Annotated in this window: 24 protein-coding genes and 2 pseudogenes; 10 read left to right on the forward strand and 16 right to left on the reverse strand. The window is 61.1% G+C overall.

What is annotated here, in order from left to right; genetic code table 11:
• Nucleotides 1-918: 918 nt before the first annotated feature.
• Entirely contained in the window at nucleotides 919-2,604 is a 1,686-nt protein-coding gene (locus U5A52_RS41580; protein WP_321940142.1) for a sialidase family protein, read from the reverse strand.
• Between the two features lie 518 nt (nucleotides 2,605-3,122).
• The gene (locus U5A52_RS41585) at nucleotides 3,123-3,521 is read right to left on the reverse strand and encodes a hypothetical protein (RefSeq protein WP_321940144.1); all 399 of its coding nucleotides are present in this window, start codon (nucleotides 3,519-3,521) and stop codon (nucleotides 3,123-3,125) included.
• Nucleotides 3,522-3,541: 20 nt separating this feature from the next.
• On the opposite strand from U5A52_RS41585, the gene U5A52_RS41590 reads away from it, so the two are divergent.
• Complete coding sequence (locus U5A52_RS41590; protein WP_415774139.1) at nucleotides 3,542-3,898, forward strand: tannase/feruloyl esterase family alpha/beta hydrolase; 357 nt, start codon at nucleotides 3,542-3,544, stop codon at nucleotides 3,896-3,898.
• Here the strand turns inward: U5A52_RS41590 and U5A52_RS41595 are convergent.
• On the reverse strand, nucleotides 3,895-4,722 hold the full coding sequence (locus tag U5A52_RS41595) for an META and DUF4377 domain-containing protein (RefSeq protein ID WP_321940148.1): 828 nt from the start codon (nucleotides 4,720-4,722) through the stop codon (nucleotides 3,895-3,897). The genes U5A52_RS41590 and U5A52_RS41595 overlap by 4 nt on opposite strands.
• A 362-nt stretch (nucleotides 4,723-5,084) precedes the next feature.
• Here U5A52_RS41595 and U5A52_RS41600 point away from each other — a divergent pair, with 362 nt between their 5' ends.
• The 7 genes and pseudogenes from U5A52_RS41600 to U5A52_RS41630 form a co-directional block, all read left to right on the forward strand.
• Entirely contained in the window at nucleotides 5,085-5,921 is an 837-nt protein-coding gene (locus U5A52_RS41600) for a transporter substrate-binding domain-containing protein (RefSeq protein ID WP_321940150.1), read from the forward strand.
• A gap of 51 nt (nucleotides 5,922-5,972) precedes the next feature.
• Nucleotides 5,973-6,689 carry an amino acid ABC transporter permease gene (locus tag U5A52_RS41605; RefSeq protein WP_321917019.1) on the forward strand — a complete coding sequence of 239 codons (717 nt, stop codon included), beginning with the start codon at nucleotides 5,973-5,975 and terminating at the stop codon, nucleotides 6,687-6,689.
• Between the two features lie 21 nt (nucleotides 6,690-6,710).
• Nucleotides 6,711-7,355 (forward strand): amino acid ABC transporter permease, encoded by a 645-nt coding sequence (locus U5A52_RS41610; RefSeq protein WP_321917018.1) that lies wholly within the window; start codon nucleotides 6,711-6,713, stop codon nucleotides 7,353-7,355.
• Nucleotides 7,352-8,104, forward strand: coding sequence for an amino acid ABC transporter ATP-binding protein (locus U5A52_RS41615; RefSeq protein ID WP_321917016.1), 753 nt, complete (start codon nucleotides 7,352-7,354; stop codon nucleotides 8,102-8,104). The genes U5A52_RS41610 and U5A52_RS41615 overlap by 4 nt, the downstream gene beginning before the upstream one ends.
• Before the next feature lie 100 nt (nucleotides 8,105-8,204).
• The gene (locus tag U5A52_RS41620; RefSeq protein WP_321917015.1) at nucleotides 8,205-8,954 is read left to right on the forward strand and encodes an IclR family transcriptional regulator; all 750 of its coding nucleotides are present in this window, start codon (nucleotides 8,205-8,207) and stop codon (nucleotides 8,952-8,954) included.
• Nucleotides 8,955-9,014: 60 nt separating this feature from the next.
• Complete coding sequence (locus tag U5A52_RS41625) at nucleotides 9,015-9,401, forward strand: RidA family protein (RefSeq protein ID WP_321940152.1); 387 nt, start codon at nucleotides 9,015-9,017, stop codon at nucleotides 9,399-9,401.
• A 353-nt stretch (nucleotides 9,402-9,754) separates the two neighbouring features.
• Nucleotides 9,755-10,012, forward strand: a pseudogene (locus U5A52_RS41630) (acetate--CoA ligase family protein); the annotation flags it as partial.
• Nucleotides 10,013-10,073: 61 nt separating this feature from the next.
• On the opposite strand, the gene U5A52_RS41635 reads toward U5A52_RS41630, so the two are convergent.
• The 12 genes from U5A52_RS41635 to U5A52_RS41690 form a co-directional block, all read right to left on the reverse strand.
• Nucleotides 10,074-10,799 (reverse strand): amino acid ABC transporter ATP-binding protein, encoded by a 726-nt coding sequence (locus tag U5A52_RS41635; RefSeq protein ID WP_321940154.1) that lies wholly within the window; start codon nucleotides 10,797-10,799, stop codon nucleotides 10,074-10,076.
• 56 nt (nucleotides 10,800-10,855) lie between these two features.
• Nucleotides 10,856-11,512 (reverse strand): amino acid ABC transporter permease, encoded by a 657-nt coding sequence (locus U5A52_RS41640; RefSeq protein WP_321940155.1) that lies wholly within the window; start codon nucleotides 11,510-11,512, stop codon nucleotides 10,856-10,858.
• Nucleotides 11,512-12,273 carry an amino acid ABC transporter permease gene (locus U5A52_RS41645; protein WP_321940157.1) on the reverse strand — a complete coding sequence of 254 codons (762 nt, stop codon included), beginning with the start codon at nucleotides 12,271-12,273 and terminating at the stop codon, nucleotides 11,512-11,514. The genes U5A52_RS41640 and U5A52_RS41645 overlap by 1 nt, the downstream gene beginning before the upstream one ends.
• Nucleotides 12,274-12,316: 43 nt before the next feature.
• Nucleotides 12,317-13,141, reverse strand: a complete 825-nt coding sequence (locus U5A52_RS41650) for a transporter substrate-binding domain-containing protein (protein WP_321940159.1) — start codon at nucleotides 13,139-13,141, stop codon at nucleotides 12,317-12,319.
• Nucleotides 13,142-13,185: 44 nt separating this feature from the next.
• Complete coding sequence (locus U5A52_RS41655) at nucleotides 13,186-14,259, reverse strand: ABC transporter ATP-binding protein (RefSeq protein WP_321940161.1); 1,074 nt, start codon at nucleotides 14,257-14,259, stop codon at nucleotides 13,186-13,188.
• A 37-nt stretch (nucleotides 14,260-14,296) separates the two neighbouring features.
• A complete protein-coding gene (locus U5A52_RS41660; protein ID WP_321940162.1) occupies nucleotides 14,297-15,139 on the reverse strand; it encodes an ABC transporter permease in 843 nt (280 codons plus the stop codon).
• Nucleotides 15,136-16,062, reverse strand: a complete 927-nt coding sequence (locus tag U5A52_RS41665) for an ABC transporter permease (protein WP_415774138.1) — start codon at nucleotides 16,060-16,062, stop codon at nucleotides 15,136-15,138. Before U5A52_RS41665 ends, U5A52_RS41660 begins: the two co-directional genes overlap by 4 nt.
• A gap of 5 nt (nucleotides 16,063-16,067) precedes the next feature.
• Nucleotides 16,068-17,165 (reverse strand): ABC transporter substrate-binding protein, encoded by a 1,098-nt coding sequence (locus U5A52_RS41670; protein WP_321940164.1) that lies wholly within the window; start codon nucleotides 17,163-17,165, stop codon nucleotides 16,068-16,070.
• 135 nt (nucleotides 17,166-17,300) lie between these two features.
• Nucleotides 17,301-18,821, reverse strand: coding sequence for an aldehyde dehydrogenase family protein (locus U5A52_RS41675; protein ID WP_321940166.1), 1,521 nt, complete (start codon nucleotides 18,819-18,821; stop codon nucleotides 17,301-17,303).
• The gene (locus U5A52_RS41680; RefSeq protein ID WP_321940168.1) at nucleotides 18,818-20,515 is read right to left on the reverse strand and encodes a 5-guanidino-2-oxopentanoate decarboxylase; all 1,698 of its coding nucleotides are present in this window, start codon (nucleotides 20,513-20,515) and stop codon (nucleotides 18,818-18,820) included. Before U5A52_RS41680 ends, U5A52_RS41675 begins: the two co-directional genes overlap by 4 nt.
• The gene (locus tag U5A52_RS41685; RefSeq protein WP_321940170.1) at nucleotides 20,512-20,946 is read right to left on the reverse strand and encodes a hypothetical protein; all 435 of its coding nucleotides are present in this window, start codon (nucleotides 20,944-20,946) and stop codon (nucleotides 20,512-20,514) included. Before U5A52_RS41685 ends, U5A52_RS41680 begins: the two co-directional genes overlap by 4 nt.
• A gap of 314 nt (nucleotides 20,947-21,260) precedes the next feature.
• Nucleotides 21,261-21,491, reverse strand: a complete 231-nt coding sequence (locus U5A52_RS41690; RefSeq protein WP_321940177.1) for a DUF1016 N-terminal domain-containing protein — start codon at nucleotides 21,489-21,491, stop codon at nucleotides 21,261-21,263.
• Nucleotides 21,492-21,912: 421 nt separating this feature from the next.
• Here U5A52_RS41690 and U5A52_RS41695 point away from each other — a divergent pair, with 421 nt between their 5' ends.
• Both U5A52_RS41695 and U5A52_RS41700 read left to right on the forward strand, forming a co-directional pair.
• A complete protein-coding gene (locus U5A52_RS41695) occupies nucleotides 21,913-22,203 on the forward strand; it encodes a type II toxin-antitoxin system CcdA family antitoxin (RefSeq protein WP_321940172.1) in 291 nt (96 codons plus the stop codon).
• Nucleotides 22,203-22,526: a CcdB family protein gene (locus U5A52_RS41700; protein ID WP_321940174.1), complete on the forward strand. Its 324-nt coding sequence runs from the start codon at nucleotides 22,203-22,205 to the stop codon at nucleotides 22,524-22,526. Before U5A52_RS41695 ends, U5A52_RS41700 begins: the two co-directional genes overlap by 1 nt.
• A 251-nt stretch (nucleotides 22,527-22,777) precedes the next feature.
• Here the strand turns inward: U5A52_RS41700 and U5A52_RS41705 are convergent.
• Nucleotides 22,778-23,267 (reverse strand): annotated as a pseudogene (locus tag U5A52_RS41705) (YSC84-related protein); the annotation flags it as partial.

Raw genomic sequence — 23,267 nt, forward strand, 5'->3', positions numbered from 1 at the left:
TCGGAGTTGGATCGCTGTGTCGACGTCCGGGAGACGCGTAATCAGTGTATTCGATCGGGACGAACGGCGCATGATTTATTCGATGTTCTGTCGGTAAAATTTGTATTTAGATAGAAAAAATCATGAAATGCGTGAACCGGCCAAAGCTGGCGCGAGGTGCCAGGCGCAAAGGGACGGTTGATTGAAACGAACAATCGGTGGCCCGCTAGAAAGGTGGTGCCTTCGGCGGCAGGCATTTTCCGGCAACTGCCGAACGCGGACCGTCGCACGTCCCCGAAGCCGGTTTACGCGAGGCTGGCCTCATTCGTGGAATGGGCAAACGCATCGTATTTGGCGCCATTCGCGCCGGGCCAGCTGGACGAATGCGACCAGGCGCTCTTCCCGTTCACCTGGCAGGGCGGCCGGCTCTGACCTGAGCATTTCTCCTGGGAGGAGAGTCGGCGGTCTGGACGCCTGCTGGCTTGCAAGGCGACGGACGCCCAGTGGGACGGGTATGGGGGAGGGGCGGCCATTGCGTACAGTCGATCGACGACGGGTCATCGATTGCGGACGTTCAAATGTCGCCGTTCGTAAGGCCGCATCAGGTCGCTCTTCAGTCAATCACACCGGTGCGACTCTATGAATGTCAGTTCTCACTGTGATCCGATGCGTACTCTCGACCCGGTGCGGATAAGCAAGACGGGGTTCTGCACCGGCTGTTAGCGACCGCGCGAGCAAGCCAGCGGTTGGAGACAGGTGGCGGACCATCGGCGGCACCAGATGCTCAATGATAAGTCTCATCGCGCAGCAAAGCTTCGGCATGAGGCACCAACATGCGCGCAGAAATTCGCGCGTCCTTGCCCACTGCGTGAATGCCGGCAACCTGACTGTCCTGGGAGACTGGGCGGCGACCTCTGCTTCAGTCGCCGCCGTTTGTGCTCACGGCAATGTGATCTCGCGGGTGAATTCGGCCGTCACGTTGGCGCTCGCGGCGACGCCGAATAACGGGTAAATAGTTTTGGGTCCACTAGCGGCCAGACCCATGTAATCGCCGAGGAAATGGCCACCCGCTACGGGTGCGTCAAGGATGTTGAACGAGGCGTCAGTCAGTTTCCGTTCGTTACCCCAATTGGCAGAGCTCGTACACGCAGTGGCGGTCGAGCAGAACACCGCGAAATAGTCGCTGCCCTCGAAGCCCACAGGCGTGTTCGTGTCATTACGAAAGTCGTAGTAGGTCACCACGATCGTATTGCCGTCGCCCGACGGCACTATCGCCGGAATGTAAGCCTGCTGACGGCAGGGGTTCGTACTGTTCGGCGGCGTCTTGTTGATCATCACGGGTGTTGACCAGGTCGCCCCACCGTCATCCGACTCGCTGAAGACGATCCCGACGATCGGAATCGATCCGGTGGGTGTGGTGCAGGTCCCGGATGAAAAGCGGTCGTCCTGCCAGGCAAGATAGATAGCCCCCGAGACCGGGTTCACAGCGACACTGTAGAGAATGGCGGCGTCGCGTATCGGCTGACCGCTGTCAGGTGTCACCACGCCGGTGACCACGCCGCCGACTGTATGAATATCGTTGGTGAACGTCGGCGCCGACCAGTTCGCGCCTTTGTCCGTCGACTTGATATAGCCGATGCTCAGGGGCGATGGCGTGACGTTGATCGCGGTGAAGAAGTCGAGCAGGGTTCCATCAGGCAGCACGCGCACCATGTTGTCAATTGTCTGCGCGTTCGCGCCCGGCTGGTAGATCGGTGCGGCTGTGCTCCACGTCACGCCATTGTCGGTGGACCGTGAGAAGAAGCTCGGGCCGGTGAAACTAAATTTGGCGAAAGGGGCACCACCCGCGCACGGCGGCGTCCCGCATGTCGAAGAAAGGCCCGCCAATTGGCGCGCGATCTCAACACCGTCATTTTGCGCGAGCAATTCGGCGCCTTCCTTTGTTGGCGGGAACACGCTCAACTGATCCCAGACCGCATAGACGTATTTGTTCGCGGTCGGATCCGCAGTGAGCGAGTTCTTGTCATTGAGCATGTGCGGCGAGTTGGTGCGGATCAGCGTAACGGGAGGCTGCCACGTCGCGCCGTGGTCGGTGGAGCGGCTGACCAGCATCCCGCTATTTCGGGCTCCGAAAGGAGTCGTCGGCTGCGCGGGGTCCAGTACCAGAGAGAAGAAGAAGGCCGTTCCGTCTTGCGCAAAATCTACCCAGGGATCGGAAGCTCGCCGGAAATTGCCTCCGGTGCACGCAGTCACGCCGGACGGAATCGAATTCGACCAGGTACTGCCCGCATCGCTGGAGACGACGCCGACAAGCCCGCGTGATCCGCCGTCGATCCAGCGATCCTGCTGGTGGCCGACGAGGAGGCGAGACGGGTCGGTCGGATCGACCGCAATCCATGGCTCGATTGAGGTTGCAGGATACAGGACGCTGCCGAATGCCGACTGTTGCGCGTTCACCTTGTCTGCCGTGCATCCGCTAAATGGGTCGCCCGCAGCTACCTGTACTAGCGAACCCAGCGTTTGCGCATGTGCGCCTGGGCCGATCGAGCACACCAACGCAATGACGCAACCGCCTGCCATGCCATTGAAAGTTGATCGGGATAAGCGTCTGATATTGATTTTCATTCTGAGCCTCGCGAAAAGGGGAAAACGCCTGTGCATTGCCCACCGCAAAACCAGAGCTTGCTACCGTCCACCAGGACATGCAGCGATGCATCTACCAAAACACACACTAGGTCGCGATAGCAGCATTTGTGTGAAAAATTCATTACGGATTCAGGTTCATCACATGGCGCCCCCGCTACGATTGGCGTGGTACGGGGATTGCAGGACAACCGTCAAAACATGTATGCGCTTGCAGAAGCATGCCACTTGATATTTACAGGGATTACTTGCATTGATATTTTATTCGGAGTACGTATTTAATATTGAATCGAAGCGTTCTGCATTGAATGGCCCATTTCGACTGCGGCTGGGTTGTAGATGATTGTGACTTCGATTACGGCTCCGACCTCCGCGACCTCGCCACGTGACGTTCTGCGGCAGCATTGGCGTTTTTTGCTGCCCGAGGGTGACGAACGCATGGCATTGAAACCTGGCTTTCGTGGTCGCGGATAAGCGGCCTCGGGTACCTGCCTTTGAAACTACGACGAGCCGACTGTCGGCAATGGGGCGTAAGTACGCGTTCGCCGATGTGAGAGTCGCCGCTCTGGAGCCGGATCGGGCGAACGGCCGGTTAGCACCGTGCAGTCGCCCGACGAGGGGCGATAGCTGGACGTCCGGCTTCCTCTGCGGGGGTGGGACACCGCATCGAAACCGACGAGCGCGAAGAACACCACGGCCGAGCCGCGCCGCTCATGCCAAAAGCTCCCGAACTGACCGATGTTCGCCAGAATGAATGGATGCTGATTGAAGGTGCCCGTCGCGGTCGTGCCATCGGCGAGCTTGACGACGGTGCCGGACGAGGCGTCCAGATCAGGCGGAATATTGATGCTGGCGTTATACGGCAGATCAGCAACGAGTTCGTCCGTGACACCCATCATGCGCCGCGGCGGCAAAGCTGCTGACAACGCACGGCACTGTGGACCAGACCGTCAGCACGCGGGCAACAGGGATCTACTACCAGTGCTTGCTGATCAGGATGGGCTTCGAGTCGTTCGTGCGTTTCTATGGGATTGCCGGGTTGCAGCACGCAGTGGGCACCGAGTTCAACGCTTCGTGGGATTCGCTCACAACGCTGCAGAACTTGGTCGAGCACGGGACGGCGCCGGTGCGCCGGCTGGTCACCGATACCGCAGGTGTGCCAGGCCGCACGCGGCCGCTGTCGCGTGCGAGGCTGTATCGATGGGTAATCAATTGTAGTTTTCAATATAAGGCATATTCACGGATTGCATTTGATGGATCGGCGAAGGCCGGCTAGTTCCCGACCTTCTCCGATTCGACCACCAGGTCCAGCACATAAACGACCGATGGCCCGTCGATGGGTGAGTTAGTGACGGTGTAGCGCATTACGCGCAGGACATTGCGAATTCCAGGGGTGTGGGTATAGCCCTCGATATCCTGATACAGCGATTGCCATTCACCAGGCGTGCCGGTGGCCAAACCCTGTTCGTCGAAGTGACGTTCGCGTACCAGCAAACATTGCTTGTCCGGAATCAGTGGATGCTGGCACGGTACGGACTGTGCGGCCACTTCGAGGAAGGTCATTTCACCGGGGCCGCCGAAACGCGTCTGCGCCGTGGGTACGCCGGTGAAACTCAACGTGTCGCCACGGTCGGTAACTAGCTGCATGCGCGGTGTGTTGCCACGTGTCAGCAGGTTCATGCTGAGGCTGCCCTGCAGCCGCTGTGCAATGGCGCTATCGAGCGCGGCGCGGGCGGGATCCGGGCACGCCACCATGGTGCTCACCATCTGGCCAATTTGCAGCCGTCCTTTCTTGATGCTGTAACTGGCGCCCATGTTGTTGCAACTATTGACCACGTTCAGCCGGTCAGCGCTGAAGTCCAACTGCACGGGCTTGTTCGTGTCGGCGAACAACGCATCGATGCGTTTGCCTTTGCTATCGAATGCGTCGTTGAGTTGCCAGTGGTACTGGGTGAGGATCCCGATGCCGACTGTCGGCGTCGCGCTTGTGGGGGCGGGGGCGGAAGCAAACGTTATCGCTGGCGTAGCCGGGGCACCCGTTTCATGGATCGGCGAGCAGGCGGCAATAGCGAATGTCAGCAAGAGCAGGTGGCATTTCACGTCGGTACCTCTGCTGGGCCAGTGGGTGTTACAGGCGGCTCGGATCGCTCACCGGAAGAACTGACGATCTAACGCATGGTACAACCCGGAGCCGCCGCACCGGGTTGACATAGCCTCCACGTCCCGTGCCCCTGGTCGCCATCGGATCCGATACCCGAACAAAAATAAAAATGCAATTAGGGTTCAGGCCACTTGCCTCACCATTTTCAGTGCCTAAAACTTCGCCTTAATCCGGTTAATCAGACACTTGTCCGGTATATCGGACAATGTGGATGCATAAGCCAGTGGGTTCCGAGGCCTGCCGAGAGCGCTGGAACCGACGCATCCGTGCCGGAATACCCACCTCCGATTAGGGCCTGTACATGAAACTTGCAAAACACGGCGTCAAGACTGCCTTCCTGTTCGCTGTTGCTGGACTGCTCGCGTTGACGGGCTGCACCAAGGTGTCTACGCCCGGACAAGCCGGGGCGGCCTCCTCGTCGACGCTACAGGCCGTGCTGCAGCGTGGCACGCTGCGCGTTGGCGATTGCCTGACGTTCGCGCCCTTCGGTTTCTATGACAAAGACGGTCAACCCGACGGCTACGACGTGGATCTCGCAAAGGAACTCGCCAAAGAAATGGGCGTAAAGCTCGAGATCGTAAACACGACGAGCGCGAACCGCATTCCGAACCTGCAGACGAGCAAGGTCGATGTCGTGTTCTGCAATTTCACGCGCAATCTCGAGCGCGCAAAGGTCGTCGAATTCACGACGCCCTATGTCGTCGCCAGTGAGGCGCTGCTGGTCAAGAAGAGCAGCGGGATTCAGTCCATCAAGGATATGAGCAATCGCACGATCGCCACGGTCAAGGGTTCGACGAATGGCGACGAAGTGCGGGCGTTGAACATGGCGGTCAAGATTCAGGAATACGACAGCTCGCAGGCCGCGATCCTCGCCGTGAAGCAGGGCCAGGCTGACGCGATGATCGAAGACAACAATTTCCTGGCCTATCAGGCGAAGCTCGACCCTGAACTCGCCGTCACCAATGAATCTCTCGTTCCGCTCGAGTACAACGCGTTTGGCGTCAAGTCCGGAGACCAGGCGTGGGTCAATTACCTGAACCTGTTCCTCTTCAACATCAATGCGTCGAAGCTGAACGCGCAACTCTACAAGAAGTGGTTCGGCACCGACCCGCGCTACGCGCTGAATCCGCAGCTCTAAGTGGCGCGTGATGCTAGCAGCGCAAGAGACTCAAACGAGTTGGAGAGGGAAATGAGTTACGAATGGCTGACACTATGGGGCTACGTGCCTGACTTTCTGCGGGCAGGCTGGCTGACGCTGCAGGTGACCCTGCTTGCGTTCGTATTGGCGGTGTCGCTCGGCCTGCTGGCCGCGCTTGCCAGCATCAGTCCGGTCGCGCCGTTTCGATGGTTCGCTCGCGGCTATGTCGAAATCATCCGCAATACGCCTGTCCTGTTGCAGATTTTCATTGTGTTCTTTGGCTTGCCTTCGGCTGGCATTTCACTGGACGCGTACTGGGCTGGCGTGATTGCGCTGGGGCTCAACGTCGGCGCCTACCTGTCGGAAGTGTTTCGTGCGGGCATCCAGTCTGTGCCGCGTGGCCAGCTGGAGGCCGCCGGCATTCTCGGGCTGGAGCGCAGGCAAATTTTCACGGAAATCGTGCTGCCGCAAGCCGCGCGGGCGGTATATCCCGCCATCGTCAACTACCTGATTCAGTTGCTGCTCGGCACATCGCTCCTGTCCGCCATCGCGCTTCCGGAGTTGACTGGAACCGCGACCGTGATCAACTCGCGAACCCTTCTCTACATTCAGACGTTCGCTGTGACGCTTGTCGCCTATCTCGTGCTCAGCAACGCATTGTCCTGGTTGGCGAGCCAACTCGGAGCGCGCATGTTTCATCCCCCCCTTCTCATCCGGCCTCGCGCCCGTTCAGGGGGCTTCTGGATCCGCCGAACCAACCGAGCTTGATCTTCGCATCGGAGCTGGATTATGTCCGTTGAACTGCTGAAAACCAGTCTTTCCATCCTGCTGCAAGGGTTGGTGACGACACTGCTGCTTTCCGTGGCGGCCATCGTATGCAGTACCCTGATTGGCCTTTTCGCCGCTGTTTTGAGGTCGTTCGGACCGTGGGGCACGTCCCGCATCGCGAAGCTCTATACGGAGCTGTTTCGCGGTACACCCGTGCTCATCACCTTGATGTTCATCTACTTCGGAGTGTCCTACTTCGGGTACGCCATCGACGTGTTCGCGGCCGGGGTAATCGGGTTGAGCGTGTATCAGGGCGCCTACATTGCCGAGGTGTTCCGGTCCGGCATCGAATCCGTGCCCAAAGGGCAGTGGGAGGTGTCGCAAATTCTCGGTCTCTCGAAGGTCCAGGCGTTTTCCTCAGTTGTGCTGCCCCAGACCGGGCGGATTGTGCTGCCCCCGCTCGTTGGTCAATATCTTTCGCTCATCAAAGACACGTCGATCGTCAGCATGATTGGTATGTCCGAACTGATGCACGGTGGCCAGGCCATCGTGGACCGGGTTGGGAAGCCTGTCGAAATTTACGGACTCGTCGCACTCATTTACTTTGCCGTGTGCTTCCCGCTCTCACAGTGGGTGCGCCACCATGACCGCAGGAGACTGTCGTGAGCGATCAAACTCAAACCAGGCCCATCATTTCACTCACGGGCGTCAGCAAGTCGTTCAGTTCGACCCGGGTGCTGAAGGAAATCAATCTCGATGTCCGGTCAGGCGAAGTTCTGGTGCTGATCGGAGCGTCTGGCTCCGGCAAGAGTACGGTGCTGCGCATCATGGCGGGACTCGAAACGTCGGATTCGGGCGAAGTTTGGGTCAACGACGTTCCGCTTCATGACCCGCGCCGTGCACGCGAAATTCGTGGTCACGTAGGCATGGTTTTCCAGCAGTTCAATCTTTTTCCGCACAAGACTGCGCTTGGGAACGTCACGCTCGCGCTCATCAAGGCTCGCAAGATGAATCCCGCCGACGCGCGCAAGCGCGCGATGGAAGCGCTTGACCGTGTTGGTCTCGCGGAACGCGCAGAGCACTATCCGAGTCAGTTGTCGGGTGGCCAGCAACAGCGGGTAGCCATTGCCAGAGCGCTTGCGGTCGAGCCAGGCATCATGTTTTTCGACGAGGCGACATCGGCACTCGACCCGGAACTGGTTGGCGAGGTCACTGAAGTCATGCGCGGCCTGGCGCGCGACGGCATGACGATGGTGGTCGTCACCCACGAAATGGGCTTTGCTCGCAAGACCGCGGACCGCGTTGTGTTCATGGACAAGGGCGTGATCGCCGAGCAGGGCGCGCCCGAGCAGATTTTCGTCAATCCTTCGAACGAGCGCACGAAACAGTTTCTTCACAGGGTACTCGACCATTGACGCTGAAACCCGCACGTCGCTCTTGCTAAGGTTCGCGTACGGTAAACTCAGCTGTGTTTTCAGTGAATCGACTTTACGAACGCCTTGATGGAGTGAATGCATGGCTGTTGGAGAATCATCGCGCGCCAGAGGCGTAGACCGCGTCGTCGAAATTTTTCGGCAATTGCATATAGCCCAGCGGCCAATGACGATGCGCGAGTTGATCGATGCAACAGGTGCGCCTCGTTCGAGCATCTATGAACTGGTTACGATTCTCACCGGGGTTGGCTGGCTCGAGACCACCGCGGATGGTAGCGTGTTTTTTGGGCGCGAAATGCACTACTACGGGTCTGACTATGCAACTCACAACGATTTGATCAGCCGCTCTCATCAAGCCATTCTGGCGTTGGTCAGGAAGTATGAGGAGACTACGCAGTTGTGCATGCTCGAGGGCAATAAATATACCGTCGTGTTGTCGGAGAGCAGCGCGCGTCCTTTCAACATTAGTTCGGACATTGGCGTGAGGGTGCCGATTCCATGGACCGCGACCGGACGCCTGTTGCTTGGCCACCTGAATGCGGACGAGATCCGGGAGCTAATTCCCGGCGACGATTTCGTCCTCGACAACGGGGTTCGTATCGACTTTAACGGGTTCTTTCAGGAAGTGCAGCTCGCGAAAGAGCAGGGCTATTGCTGCACAGAGGGTTTGTCGAATGCCTTTCGGCTCTGCATGGCGGCGCCTGTCCGCGACCGCGCAGGCTTTCCGATTGCGGCGCTCTGTTTCATGACGAGTCGCGATACGAGCCCGGAGAGGCGATCCGCGATGCTCGAAGACCTTCTACAGTCCGCGAAGGCGTTATCGCTTAGGTAGTTCCGGGTGCGTTGAAAGCAGCTCGGCCATCAATCAGACAATGTGAGAAGGAGTGAGAGTGTGAAGCGTTATGGCGTAGAAGGCGGTAAAGGAACGGGTGGCCAGCACATGCCATTTGCACGTGCTGTCGAGGCGAATGGCTGGCTATTCGTTTCCGGTCAGACGCCGATGGAAAACGGCGAAGTCATTAACGGCGGCATCGTTGAGCAATCGCATCAGGCGCTGAAGAACGTATTCGCGATCCTGCACGAAGCGGGCTATGGTGCGGAACACGTCGTGCGCTGCGGGGTTTGGCTCGATGACCCGCGCGACTTCGCTTCTTTCAACAAGGTGTTTCGTGAGTACTTTGGCGAGTATCCACCCGCACGCGCGGCGGTCGTTTCGAGCATGGTGATCGACTGCAAAGTTGAAGTCGATTGCGTAGCCTATAAAGCACCGCAAAATTAAAAGCGCGAGTGATCGCCTGCACTGCATCAACCCGGCATGCGCGTCTCGTCAACGCGCAAGGCCGGTACCCGGTATTGCGTCAAGCCAACCCACTAAAGCTTCGTTGACTTCCGCGTGTTACGCAGGCCCGTGATGCTCCAGAATGAAGCTGCGTCGTTGCGGCCCGCAGTGCAACGGCGGGTCGACTCGCGCTGGCCGCATTCTCCCGGTCACTGGTGAGAGCGCGCTGATTGCGCGACGCCAATCGACAAAACATTGACGTGGCCAGCGCGCGGCCCGGGAAGCACAGGAAGAGGACCGCTGGCGCCTTTGGACGTCAGCAACACGCGACGATGTGGCGCGTTGACCGCGGGTCGGGACTCTCGCTCGACGAAGCGAACGTGATGATTCGCGAGCTGAAAACTGGGCCTTTGCTCGATGGTTGTCGCGGGCGGCAGAATGGCGATGTTTCCGCGTTCGCGTCGGCGATCGTAGCTTTCTCGCAGATGGCGTTACTCGGCGATACGCTGCTCGAGGCAGAAATCAACCCGATCTTCGTGCTTGCCGAAGGGCAGGGCGTGCGGGTGGCAGATGGCGTTGCCGTTCTTGCAGACACAAGCCACGCGGGCTGAAAAATCACACAGTTCGTAGCAGGCGACGACCGGCCTCGGCCGGTCGATATTCCCGCCCGCGCTAGTGCAGTATCTTCGAGAGGAAATCCTTCGCGCGGTCGGACTTCGGGCGCTCGAAGAACGCCTCCTTGAGGTCGTCTTCCACGATATTCCCGCGGTCCATGAAGATCACCCGATGCGCGACTTTCCTGGCGAAGCCCATCTCGTGTGTGACGCACATCATCGTCATGCCTTCCTGCGCCAGTTCCACCATCACGTCCAGAACCTCATTGATCATCTCAGGATCGAGTGCCGAAGTGGGCTCGTCGAACAGCATCGCAATGGGATCCATCGACAACGCGCGGGCAATCGCCACACGCTGCTGCTGTCCGCCGGAGAGCTGAGCGGGATACTTGTCCGCATGGGCGCGCAGGCCAACACGGTGCAGTAGCCGCAGCGCCTTCTCGGCTGCCTCGTCACGACCCCTGCCCAGCACCTTCATTTGCGCCAGCGTCAGGTTCCCTGTGATCGACATATGAGGAAACAGCTCGAAGTGCTGAAAAACCATCCCGACTTTCGAGCGCAGCCGGGAGAGGTTGGTCTTTCGATCGCCCACTGACTCGCCGTTGATCCTGATCTCGCCGCTCTGGAACGGCTCAAGTCCATTGACCGTCTTGATGAGCGTAGATTTGCCAGAGCCCGACGGGCCGCATACGACGACCACTTCGCCCTTTTTCACTTCAGTTGTACAGTCGGTCAGCACCTGAAACTGACCATACCACTTGGAAACATTGCTGATAGAGATCATTTTGAAACCTGCGTCTGGGAGTGTTGGCTAGGCAGTGTCGCGTTTTTACGTTGATTTCACCGATGCCGGCCGGCCTGGTAGCGATGCTCGAGCGAGCGCGCATACCAGGTAAGCGGAAAGCACATCGCGAAGTACAGCAGCGCGACCATCGCGTAGATCGGGAACGGACGGAACGCGGCGTTCGTGATCATGGTGCCGGTCTTGGTCAACTCGGTGAGCCCGATGATCGACGTCAGCGCGGTGCTCTTCACGACCTGCACAAGAAAGCCGACGGTGGGCGGCACGGCGATCTTCCAGGCCTGCGGCCACACGACGTAGCGCAACTGCTGGGGCCACGTCATACCGAGACTGGCCGCCGCCGCCCATTGCCCTCGCGGTATGGCATCGACACACCCGCGCCAGATGTCGGCAAGATAAGCGCCCGTATACAACGTGAGCGTCACGGTGGCGGCGAGCCAGGGCGACACGTCGACACCGAGCAGAGGCAAGCCGAAGAATCCGAGAAACAACTGCATCAGCAGCGGGGTGCCTTGAAACACTTCGACGTACAGCATCACGATGCGTCGCAGCCACGGCACTGGCGACACTCGCATTGCCAGTAGCACGAGACCCGTCAAGCCACCGCCGACGAAGGCAGCAAGCGAAAGCAGGACGGTCCAGCGCGCGGCGAACAGCAGATTGCGCGCGATGTCCCATAAGGTGAACTCGACCATTACGAACGCTCCGTTGGAAGAGGGGAGGCTGCCGCGCGCGCGCGCAACGAAAGCAGTGTGCGCAGACGCCCGCGCGGTGCGCCGCCCGCGCCGCGAAGCGCCTTGCCAGCAAAGAGGCCTTTGCCGAGCCGGTTGATCAACAGCCGCATCGCGATGGAGAGCAGGAGATAGATGACTGTGACGATCACGTAGCTCTCGAACGACCGGAAATTGCGCGACTGGATATAGTTTGCTGCGTAGGTCAGGTCGGGCACCGAGATCTGAGACACGACGGCGGAACCGAGCATGACGATCAACACCTGGCCGAGCAGCGCCGGGAAGACGTTGGCAAGCGCCTGAGGCAGCACGACGTAGCGGAACACCTGGCGGCCCCGCAGGCCGAGCGCCATCGCAGCCTGACTCTGCCCGCGCGGTATCGAGTCGATACCGGCACGCGCGATCTCCGTGGCGTAGGCGCCCAGATTGACCGTCATTGCCAGTATCGCCGCCTGTATCTCGTTGATCTGTACGCCGAGACTTGGCAGTCCGAAGAATATGAAGAAGAGCTGCACAAGAAAGGGCGTATTGCGTATCAGCTCGACATAGGACGCAATCAACGCGCGGCTCCACTTCGGTCCCGCGACGGCAATGCTCGCGCCCACGATACCGACCACGCCGCCCAGTATCGTGGAGACGGCCGTGAGGCCAAGCGTTACCTCGACGCCACGCGCGAGCATGCCCGCGTACAGACCGAAGTCACTGAAATCAAACGTATAGGTCATCGCGGCGCCTTCCGTGTTTCAGGTGTGTAAAACACATCCAACATTAAAGATTCGCCGGCAACGGCGTGCGCAGCCACTTCTGCGAAATCGCATTCATCGTGCCGTCTTTCTTCGAAGTGGCGATGGCCTCGTCGACTTTCTGCATCAGGCGCGGCTCGTTCTTGTTCATGCCGACGTGATCCGGCGAACTGAAGAGAGAGAACTTCTGTTCGGGATCGTTGGCCGGATGACGCGCCATGATGGTTGCGCCGACGTCGTTGCCAACCACGAGCAATTGCGCCTGACCGGACAGAAACGCGGAGATCGCGCCGTTCGGATCGTCAAAGCGCTTGATGGTCGCCGTGGGCGGAGCCACTTTCGACACGCTCAGGTCTTCGAGTGTGCCGCGCGCGACAGCAACCGTCTTGCCGGCCAGGTCTGCCGCATTCTTCACGGGCAGCGACTTGGGGCCGAATACCGCGAGATAGTAGGGCGCGTAAGGCCGCGAGAAGTCGATCACCTTGGCGCGCTCAGGGGTCTGGCCAACCGAAAGCAGCAGGTCGGTCTTGTGATCCGCGAGGTACGCCATGCGGTTGTCGCCTGTCACCTGTACGAGTTCCACCTTCGCGTTCAGCGCCTTGCCGATCAGGTTGGCCACATCGATGTCGTAGCCTTGCGGCTTCATGTCGGGGCCGATCGAACCAAATGGCGGATAGTCCTCAAAGACGCCGATGCGCACGACGCCCGATTTCGCGATCGTATCGAGCGCGTCGGCATGCGCGAGCGGGGCGAACGTGCAGAGGCCGGCCATGCCGGTAAGCGCCACGCAGGCGGCAGTGCGCGCCAGCAGGCGCTGCATGGGAAGAGTGATAAAGGCCGGGGTGTTCATGACGGTATGGCTCCTGTGACTGCTCTATTGAGGGGAAATAGCGTTCAGTGGACGCTGCGCGCCGCAATCAGCCTGCAGGCGTGGGCTGGCAACTCCGCAAGCACGGGTATGCCGATCGCGATGTCGGGCGTCTCGCGCGGCGTTGTCGCCGCAGTCAGCGTGAAGCCGTCGCAGTCGATGGTCGCCTCGATCGATGCGCCCACATCGCGCACGAACAAGACCTTGCCGGCCACCGTATTCGGCCCCGGGGGCGACGCCGCGGGGTGCACACAGATGTCCTCTGGCCGGATCAGCAGGCGGATATCGCCTGCCGGTCCCCGCGCACGCGATGCGGCGCTCACGGCGATCGTCCGGCCGCCGGGCAGTGCGATCCGGTCCGTGCCATCGAGCGTCACCGGCAGGATGTTGCCGAGACCGATAAAGTCTGCGACGAATTCATTGACGGGATCGCGGTAGATGTCGAGAGGCCTGCCGACCTGTGCAATGCGGCCCTTTTCCATCACGACGATCTCGTCGGCCATCGTCATTGCTTCGCGCTGGTCGTGCGTGACCATGATCGTCGTGATGCCAAGCCGCTGCTGCAACAAGCGGATCTCGACCTGCATCGCTTCGCGAAGCTTCGCATCCAGTGCCGACAGCGGCTCGTCGAGCAGCAGCAGTCTGGGCGCCGAGGCGATCGCACGAGCGATCGCGACGCGCTGCCGCTGCCCGCCCGAGAGCTGCGTAACGGGCCGGTTCGTCATATGCGGGAGCTGGATCATCTCGAGCAGTTCGGCGACGCGCCTCGCCTGTGCGCCGCGCTCGACGCCGCGCAGTCGTAACGGATACGCAACGTTCTCGGCGACGGTCATATGCGGGAACAGCGCGAGTGACTGGAACACCATCCCGAAGTCGCGCCGGTTCGCTGGCACGTGGGTCAGATCACGGTTCGAGAACATCACGGAGCCCGAGGTCGGCGTCTCGAGTCCCGCGATCATCCGCAGCAACGTCGTTTTGCCGCAACCGGACGGTCCGAGGAAAGAGACCAGTTTGCCGTCCGCGACGCTCAGGTCGACGTGATCGACGGCAAACGTGTTGTGGAAGCGCTTCGTGACGGCCTGGAGTGAGAGTTGGGTCATGAGAACTCCTTATTGCGCATTCATGTACGGGCGCGGATCAGATTGCGACGCCTTTGTCGCCGACGAGCTTTTCCAGCAGCCAGATCAGAGCAAAGTCGACCATCACGATCACAACGGCGAACGAGAACACGGTCGGGTCCAGCGAAGAGACGGTCCGGCTGTAGAGCCACACGGGCAACGTCATCGTGTTGATGCTGTACAGAAAGAACGTCACCGTGAATTCGTTGAACGAGATGATGAACGCGAACAGCATGCCGGCGAGGATGCCCGGGCGCATGAGCGGGAGCACGACATCGAGGAGTGCGCGATGCGGACTCGCGCCCATCACGAACGCGGCTTCCTCGAACTCGGCGCCGACTGACGCAACCGATGCCGCACAATTCTTCACGGTGAACGGCAGGGCGAGGATCACGTGCGCGATGATGAGCCGAAGCACGCCGAGGTCGGTCGGCAACACATTGAAGACCAGCAGGAGCGAAAGGCCCAGCATCACCAGCGGATACACGAGCGGCAGCGCGACCAGTTGCTCGACGATTGCCTTGCCGCGAAAGCGGTAGCGCGACAGCGCATACGCAGCCGGCACCGATACGGCGGTTGCGATCAGCATCGTCGAGACGGCGATGATTAGGCTGGTCGTCAACGCGGTGCCCATCGAAAGCGCGTCCCCCGCGTCTGGCGACACGAACGTGTGCCACGCCGCGTGATACCAGCGCAGGCTGAGGCTCTGCGGCGGAAATTCGAGCGTGTCTGAATTGCCGAACGACATGGTGATCAACGTCAGTATCGGCAATGCGGCGAGAAAGAGCACGATCGTCGCAAGGAGACTGGTGACTCGCCCGAGCCGGCCGGGCATCGTCGCGGGAATACGAAGGGTGCTCATGCGCGGGACTCCCCATGACGTTGGAGTCTGTGTGCGAGCCGCTGCGAGATCGCCATCACCGTGAGCGTCGCGACCATCAGCACGACGCCCGATGCCGACGCGGCGGGCCAGTTCAGCAGCGGTGCGACCTGGTCGTGCACGAGCACGGCAAGCATCGGTACACGGCGTCCGCCGAGCAGCAGCGGCACCGCGAATGCGCTCGCGTTATACGCGAACACGAGCAGCGCGCCGGACACGAGCCCCGGCATGGCGAGCGGCAGCATGACGTGGCGCAGCGTCTGCCAGCGCGTGGCGCCCATGGTCGCCGCCGCCTCTTCGTACGACTGCGAGATCGCACGCATGGCGCTCGATATCGGCAGTACGGCGAGCGGGAACGCGGTCTGGATCAGGCCGAGCAGCACGCCGTTCTCGCGATACAGCCACAGTACCGGCCGCTGGATGACCCCGGCGGACAGCAGCACGTGATTGACGAGCCCCGCCGGCCCGAGCATGACGAGCCAGCCGTAACCCTGCAGCAGCAGGTTGACGAGCAGCGGCAACAGCACACCGGCCAGCAGGAGCCGCCGCGCGAGCCGCGACTGCGTGCGCGCCATGGCCAGCGCGACCGGAATCGCGAGCACCACGGCGCACACCATGCTCTGGAACGCGAGCTTGAGCGTGAGCCACAGCGAGCGCAGGAAGTACGTGTCGCCGAGGTCCACATAGTTTTGCAGCGTCCACGTATGCCACTCGTTGCCCGATACGCCGAAGCTCATGCGCAGGACCACGATCGTGGCGGCGACGAGCACGGCAAGAAACGCGAGAATGGGCGCGAGCAGCAGCAACGGTGGTACGCGGGGAAGCGCAGGCGGCATGTCGTGTTGCGCGCGGGCGTCGTCGCTGGATGCCGCTGCGCCCGCGCGGCTCGAAGAGAGTGCTGGCATGACCGTCAGACCGCAAAGAGTTCGGTATAGCGCTTGATCCACGCGGACTGAACGGCGGCCAGCGCCTTGTCGTCGTGCAGCACCGCCTTCTCGGCAATCTGCTGGGGCGACGGCACGAACGCACGGCTTTCCGCCGGGATCATCGCTTTGCCGTTCACGGGACCGTTGAGCACGTCCGCGGCCATGCGGCCCTGAACGCCCGCATCGAGCGAATGGTTGATGAACGCATGAATCAGGTCGATGTCGCCGGGGTGCGCCTTCGGAATCACCGTGAACATCAACTGGGTCGCGAAGCCCTCCTTCATGCCGTAGGTCACGCCCATCTTGTACTCCGGCTTGCGGATCTGATCGGGGAAGAACGCCGGGGAATAGATGCCGCCGATATCGAGCGAGCCGGTGCGGAACAGATCGGCCACCTGGTTCGGGTTCTCGCCGAGCGTCATGACGCGATCCTTCAGTTGCGCGAGCTTCGCGAACCCAGGTTCGATGTTCTGCTGCGAGCCCCCGTTCATCTTCGCCGCGATGATCGCGAGATCCACGGCCTCGGCCCATTCGGGTGGCGGCAGGAACAGGCGTCCTGAATATTTCGGATCCCATAGCGCCTCGTAGCTCGCGGGAGGCGCCTTGACGGTCGACGTGTTGTAGATCAGCCCGTCCGACCAGAGCAGGTAGCCCACGCCGAATCCGTTCGCGCCCGTGTGGTACTGCGGCGCGACCTCCTTGAGGTTCGGCAGCTTGTCCAGGTCCGGCTTCGTCAGAAGGCCAGCTTCGCCGAGACCCGACGCGCCGACGCCGGCCAGCGTGATCACATCGTAGGTCGGCCGATCGCCGGAGGCTTTCACCTTGGCGACCATGCCGGAGGTGCCGTCCGCGCGGTCGGCGATCACCTGCGCGCCGGTTTTCGCGCTGAATGTGTTGGCTATGTTGCGCAGGGCGGCAGCACCGGTGTCGTCGGACCATGTCAGCAGTCGCAGCGTCTTGCCGGCAAAGTGCTTCTCCTGTGCCTTCGCGGTGCGGATAAACGGCATCGGCAGCGCGGACACTGCCAGCGCAGCCCCCAAAGTCTTGATGGCTTGCCTTCTAGTCAATTTGGAGTCCTGCATGATTGTCTCCTGGATCAATCGTGTGTCTGGGTGTCCGTTCTGGCCGCCATTCGGTAACGCGGCGGGTCAATCAACTGTAGGTGGGTCAAAAACACGCAGCAAACGAAATCTCTGCATGCGCGCCATGACGTAAGCTCATGCGCCGCCGCTGTTCTGCGCCGCGTGAGGCGGCTCCGCTGCTGGCATCAGGATTTGTTTGATTTCCTGGAACGCCGCGAGCCCGAACGGACCCAGTTCGCGGCCAACGCTGCTGCGCTTGTAGCCGCCCCATGAGGTCTGAGGAAAGATCAATTGTGGTGCATTGATCCAGACGACGCCGGCTTCGAGTTCGCCGGCGATCTTTTTGCCGCGTTCGGCGTCCCCGGTGACGATCGTCGCGACGAGGCCAAACTCGGTGTCGTTCGCGGCGCAGACGGCCGCTTCGTCCGTGTCGAAGCTGCGCACGCAGAGCACAGGCCCGAAGATCTCTTCGCGCCACAACACGCTGTCGACCGGGACGTCGACAAATATCGTCGGCTTCACGAAGTATCCGGGACCGGCCGGCGCCTCTCCCTCGATGACGAGGCGCGCGCCGTCGGCTTTGCCGCGCTCGATGAATCGCTTGACGCGCTCATACTGGGTGCGATTCGTGAGCGGCCCCATCTGCACACCTGCCGTGAACGGATCGCCGACCACGGTGCGCGTCGCACGATCGGCGAGACGAGCGACAAGCTCGGCCTGGACCGATCGATCGACGAGCGCGCGCGACGTCGCAGAACACATCTGCCCCGCGTTGAAGAATCCGCCCGCCATGACGAGATCGGCGGCCATCTCGAGGTCCGCGTCCGCGAACACGATGATTGACGACTTGCCGCCGAGTTCGAGCCCGACGCCCTTGATCGTATCGGCTGCTGTCTTCATCACTTGCGTACCCACAGCGGTGCTGCCCGTGAACGAGACTTTCGCAACGAGCGGGTGCGCGGCAAGGGGGGCGCCGACCTCCGTTCCGGTGCCGGTCAGGACGTTCACGACGCCGCGAGGTACACCGGCCTGCTCGATGATGGCGGCAAGCTCCAGTTCGGGCAGCGGCGTCACTTCGGAGGGTTTCAGCACCACGGTGCAGCCCGCGGCGAGCGCCGGCGCGAGCTTCCAGGCGGTGGTCACCATCGGGAAGTTCCACGGCACGATCAGCGCGACTACGCCGGCCGGTTCTCGGCGGATCTGCGCCTGGTAGGCGCTGCTGGGGATCGCTATGCCGGATGCGCCGGTTTGATCCAGTTGTTCCGCGAGCTCCGCGTAGTAGTTGAACGTGGCGACGACGTCATCGACATCGATCTGCGCCTCGGCCAAGGGTTTGCCGTTGTTCAGCGACTGAAGCGAGGCGAGACAGGCGCGACGCGCCTCGACGCCGTGCGCGATCGCCCGAAGGACAGACGCCCGTGCGGCACCCGTCGTGCGCTTCCAGGCAGGCAGCGCACGGGCCGCCGCCCGTACCGCGCAATCGACGTCATCGGGGCCGGCCGCCTCGACCTCGGCAATCATCTGCTCAGTCGACGGATTGACGACAGGCAGACGGCGCCCGCTTTCCGCCGCGCACCAGTAGCCGTCGATATAGAGCTGGGTGCGCAGCGAGCCTGATGGCTCTAGAGCCGCCCGCGCTAAACTTTCTGCGTTCATGCCGGCACCTTTGCAAACCATTCGGCTTCGCTGACCTCGATCACGGTCGGTACATCACGCACCGCCGCGTGCCGCAGTTGCGCGGCCAGGGACTCGGGGCTGTCTGCCTGGCAGGCAGCGCATCCAAAGCCGCGCGCGAGCGCGATGAAGTCGGGCGTATGAATGTCGACGCCAACCGGAACGATGTTGCGTGCAGTCATGTACTTGCGGATCTCGCCATAGCCGAAGTTGTTCCACAACACCACGACGGCCGGGACTCTCGCTTCAACTGCGCTCGCGAGTTCTGGTAACGTGAACTGCAGTCCACCGTCGCCGATCAGGCATACGACGGGTCGCTCAGGTGCCGCGAGCTTGGCGCCGATGGCCGCGGGCAGGCCGTAGCCGAGCGTCCCGTAGCCGGTCGACGAATTGAACCAGGAGCGCGGTGCCGGTGCGTCATGCACGAAGTTGCCGGCGTAGACGGGACTCGTCGAATCGCCGGCGATGATGACGTCGGGGAGCGCATCGACGATGGTGTCGATGAGGCGCCGCTGCGCAATCGTTGGGGCATCCCACGTGGCGGCAAGCGTGCCGCGAACGGCCGCCACGCGGGCCGCCCCCCAGTCGCCGCCTTCCCCGGCGCGCACCGTGCGTTCATGGAGCCTCATCGAGAGACTGCCTAGCGCTTGTTGTGCGTCGCTTGTGATAGGCACGTCCGCACGGAAGTTGCGCGCCAGTTGCTGAGCGTCGATATCAATGCGGATCAGGCGGCCGTCGATCGCGAAGCCGCCATCGAACACCACGTCATAGTCGGTTTCGCCCAGTTCGGTGCCGACCGCGAGCACCACGTCCGCTTCCCGGATCAATGCGCGGGTGGGCGGCAAAGACTGCGTCGAACCAACCAGCAGCGCATGGGAAGGGGGCAGCAGGCCCTTGGCATTGGTCGTGAGTGCGACTGGCGCCTGCAGGCGTTCGGCAAGTTCACGCAGTTCCGCCGCGGCGCCTACCGCTCCGCCACCCGCGAGGATCAGCGGCCGGCGCGCACTGGCAAGCAGGTCGGCGGCCGCGGCGAGGGCGGTTGCGCTCGCCGCGGGTTTCGCTGGCAATGCGGCGCGGCGGCCGGGAACGCGGGGCGCCGGCGCAACGATCACATCGAGGGGGATTTCGATGTGCACCGGCCTTGGCCGCGCGCTTTCGAATACGGCGAACGCGCGGGCCAGAACCTCAGGCAATTCGGCGGCATCGAAAAGCGTGTGAGAGAACGCCGCCAGACCCGCGAATACGTCGCGCTGTGACGGTAACTCGTGCAGACGTCCGGCTCCCGTGCCCAACTCGCGTCGCGCGTTGACGCTCGAAATCACGAGCATCGGGATCGAGTCGGAGTAGGCCTGGGCCATCGCCGTTGCGATGTTCGTCATGCCCGGTCCGGTGATGATGAAGCACACGCCCGGCTTGCCGGTCACGCGCGCATAACCGTCGGCCATGAAGCCCGCGCCTTGTTCGTGGCGTGGCGTCACGTGCCGGATTGCCGAGGCTGCGAGGCCCCGATACAGTTCGACTGTATGCACGCCGGGAATCCCAAACACGTATTCGACGCCATATGCCTCGAGTAGGGAGACCAGTGCTTCGCCACAGGTTTGATCGGGTATAGGCAGCCGATTCGTCGTGCGATTGCCGGCCTCATCCAGGCGGGCAGGGTTGTCGGGGTAATTCATCGGTTGTCGCGTTCCTGTCTGGTGTGAGCCGGCAGGGGGTGCCGGTGGATATTGCCCGATACCTGCTCAGGGGCGCATGCACGCGCGATGGATGCCGATCCACTAGCCTTGAGCATGTACACCGTTTTGCTGAGGCCATTTTCAGCGCCGGCGTGGGTGCGAACAATCGATAAGTTTTCATGAGGTGCATGAACTTGCCTCATGGACTGATGAAAACCCGTATGGTGGATTTCTTCGCGCGCATCGGGGCGCGTGGGGGCGTTAACAACGAGAAACCCATGCCGAAGATGGCGTGCCAAGGCCTGCGGAGATCGTCGATTGGCGATTTGGCTCGAACGCAGACAGACAATGTTGCCCAAAATTTTCAACGAATATAAGAATCGCGCCCCATGATCCAGTTGACGCTTGGGCAATTCGGTTCGGCGGTTCAAGCGGAGATGGTCCGTCCTGTTCCCTCGAGGATGGCCAGAAAGACAAGCTGCTGATCAACGAAGACTGTGCCGCGGTGCCCGGAAGATCAGGGCGCAATTCGGCCTCGATCTGATGGATGCTCGGCAAGCTGGTTCCGCGCGCTTCTGAGCGCCTTCCGCCAACGCCAGGAAATTAAAGATGTGGGGATCCTTCAATGCTTCTCGGGCAAGAGCGGATTGAGGTGTGGAGGCAGGCGTTCGGCGATATTCGTAACAGCATTACCAGCCCGGCTACATGCATCCGTTTCGACCTGCGCGACGAGCATAGCCCTCGATCAACCGTGTTCGAGCGTCTTGGTGGCGTACCAATCGCGTTGGACGGGGTCCTTGACCTTGTCAGGCAAGGTGCAAAGGTGCCGCCAGGGCAATTGTGCAGCAGGCTGCTGCACAAATTGCGGGTCCGGCCAGGCTTGGGCGAGCGCGCGCATGTGTTTCAGGTTGCGCGGCGAGAAACCCCGCATATCCGGAAAGGCGACCTTCAGGTCACGTGCAAGCTGTTCGACGATGCCGGCTCCCCATCCCTGGCTGCCAGTACAGCTTAGTCAGTTCGCAGTTGCACGCTCGACGCGCAGCTTCAACTCGTACAGCCAGCGGCGGTAATCGTCACTCGCAGCGAGGTTTTTTGAGGTCATCTGACATGCATTCCTGGCTTCGCGCCGCCGATCGGTGCCGTCAAGCTTGACTGCCGCAACCCGCAGTCGTCTTGATGGGGCTGGATGATAGCGCCAGAGAACATTATGTTAATTAATTATTCAGACCGTTGTTTTGGACTGCCTCACGCCAGTTGAGGCATTGGACGAGCCTGCCCGCGTGCGGGGGGCATATTCCTTCTATTAAAATTTCAGGGACAGAGTGTCCGTCTGAAGCTATGTCCGTGCGGGAAATATGGCAAACTATGTGCATGGTTCATGCACATAGGAGGTGCACATGAATAATACGCCTGTGGTGCAACCCGATGCCATCAAGCGGGCCGCTAAAGCACACGCCCCATCAAAGGTTACGCGCAAACCCACCAACGTTTCGCTTCCGACGGATCTGCTCGAGCGTGCCAGGGAACTGAACGTCAACGTTTCGCGGGCAAGCGAACGCGGCTTGCGCGAAGAGGTTCAGGCGGCCGAGGCTCGTGCCTGGGCGGAACGGAACGCGGACTTCATCGCGGAAATGAATGCACGTATCGAGCGTGACGGCTTGCCCCTGGAAGAATATCGGATGTTTTGATGGCGCGTTTTGATCTATACAACAACCCCTCGACAAGATCCGGGACCAGGTCACCGTTCCTGCTCGACGTGCAAAGCGATCATCTCGGTAATCTCATATCGCGCGTAGTCATTCCATTAACGCGCGTGGCCGGAAATTACACAGCGAGCAAGGTTGCGCAGGATCTCTCGCCCATCATTGAGATCGAGGGAGAATCGTTCGTGCTGGAAACGCCCTTGCTCGGCGCGTTCAGGACGAGTGATCTCGGCCCCGCAATTGGCACGCTCAAGGATGAACAAAGCCGGATCAGTGTCGCGCTTGACCGTCTCTTCGGCGCTTACTGAGTCCACTTAATCACCGTCGACACCCTGCCATGTCACGGTACCAATGCTTGCCGTGACACGGCCCCACTTGGGGGCGGCGTGTCCAATACCCAGATTCGATTGACCTGTTCCGAAGCGGTCTTCAGCGTAGCGCCTGGTCATGTTCAACGCTGTCGGCGAGCGCGAGCAATAAGGCCGCGCCATCGCCGCGCCATCGCGGCGACCAGACGAGCTGTTGAAACCTGGCCAGACAAACGCAGCAAGCCGCCTCATCAGATTTTCAGGCGCGAAACCTTGGTGCCGGAGAGCGACACGTCGGGCATTGGTCAGCACGATCACTTCGACGGGTGCGGTGGCCGTCGTCGTATCGATCTCTCCATTCGCACCGACCTTCAGCAGCGCGACTGACCCTTCGCCGCCGACCGACCAGCCTTTGGAATTGCGAAAGCTGTTGAGCGCGTCATGGGTCATGAAGAGGAAGATGACGGCCTTCGATTGCGCGCCTGCCTGCAAGCCGAATGAGCCTGCCGCGGTGCTGTAGTATCCGACCGGCTTTCCGCCCACAAGCAATGCGCCTTCGCCGTACTCGCAACCGGCAATGAAGCCGGCCAAGATCACGGACGGAAACACGAGCACGCCATTCGCCTTCGATACGAGTTCCTTCGAACCTTTGACTGTCTCGTATAGCTGCGATAGTGTTTCGTGGACCTTGGCATCGATTTCATGCCGCTTCGCTGCGTTGGACTCGGCAGCAAGCACGTT

Origin of the sequence: Paraburkholderia sp. J8-2 (assembly GCF_905220195.1) — a bacterium.
Lineage (GTDB): Bacteria > Pseudomonadota > Gammaproteobacteria > Burkholderiales > Burkholderiaceae > Paraburkholderia.

Coding starts and splice junctions, on each gene's coding strand:
- U5A52_RS41580 (WP_321940142.1), bottom strand. CDS start 2,604: ATGAAAATCAATATCAGACGCTTATCCCGATCAACTTTCAATGGCATG.
- U5A52_RS41585 (WP_321940144.1), bottom strand. CDS start 3,521: ATGATGGGTGTCACGGACGAACTCGTTGCTGATCTGCCGTATAACGCC.
- U5A52_RS41600 (WP_321940150.1), top strand. CDS start 5,085: ATGAAACTTGCAAAACACGGCGTCAAGACTGCCTTCCTGTTCGCTGTT.
- U5A52_RS41605 (WP_321917019.1), top strand. CDS start 5,973: ATGAGTTACGAATGGCTGACACTATGGGGCTACGTGCCTGACTTTCTG.
- U5A52_RS41610 (WP_321917018.1), top strand. CDS start 6,711: ATGTCCGTTGAACTGCTGAAAACCAGTCTTTCCATCCTGCTGCAAGGG.
- U5A52_RS41620 (WP_321917015.1), top strand. CDS start 8,205: ATGGCTGTTGGAGAATCATCGCGCGCCAGAGGCGTAGACCGCGTCGTC.
- U5A52_RS41635 (WP_321940154.1), bottom strand. CDS start 10,799: ATGATCTCTATCAGCAATGTTTCCAAGTGGTATGGTCAGTTTCAGGTG.
- U5A52_RS41640 (WP_321940155.1), bottom strand. CDS start 11,512: ATGGTCGAGTTCACCTTATGGGACATCGCGCGCAATCTGCTGTTCGCC.
- U5A52_RS41645 (WP_321940157.1), bottom strand. CDS start 12,273: ATGACCTATACGTTTGATTTCAGTGACTTCGGTCTGTACGCGGGCATG.
- U5A52_RS41650 (WP_321940159.1), bottom strand. CDS start 13,141: ATGAACACCCCGGCCTTTATCACTCTTCCCATGCAGCGCCTGCTGGCG.
- U5A52_RS41655 (WP_321940161.1), bottom strand. CDS start 14,259: ATGACCCAACTCTCACTCCAGGCCGTCACGAAGCGCTTCCACAACACG.
- U5A52_RS41660 (WP_321940162.1), bottom strand. CDS start 15,139: ATGAGCACCCTTCGTATTCCCGCGACGATGCCCGGCCGGCTCGGGCGA.
- U5A52_RS41665 (WP_415774138.1), bottom strand. CDS start 16,062: ATGCCAGCACTCTCTTCGAGCCGCGCGGGCGCAGCGGCATCCAGCGAC.
- U5A52_RS41670 (WP_321940164.1), bottom strand. CDS start 17,165: ATGCAGGACTCCAAATTGACTAGAAGGCAAGCCATCAAGACTTTGGGG.
- U5A52_RS41675 (WP_321940166.1), bottom strand. CDS start 18,821: ATGAACGCAGAAAGTTTAGCGCGGGCGGCTCTAGAGCCATCAGGCTCG.
- U5A52_RS41680 (WP_321940168.1), bottom strand. CDS start 20,515: ATGAATTACCCCGACAACCCTGCCCGCCTGGATGAGGCCGGCAATCGC.
- U5A52_RS41695 (WP_321940172.1), top strand. CDS start 21,913: ATGAATAATACGCCTGTGGTGCAACCCGATGCCATCAAGCGGGCCGCT.
- U5A52_RS41700 (WP_321940174.1), top strand. CDS start 22,203: ATGGCGCGTTTTGATCTATACAACAACCCCTCGACAAGATCCGGGACC.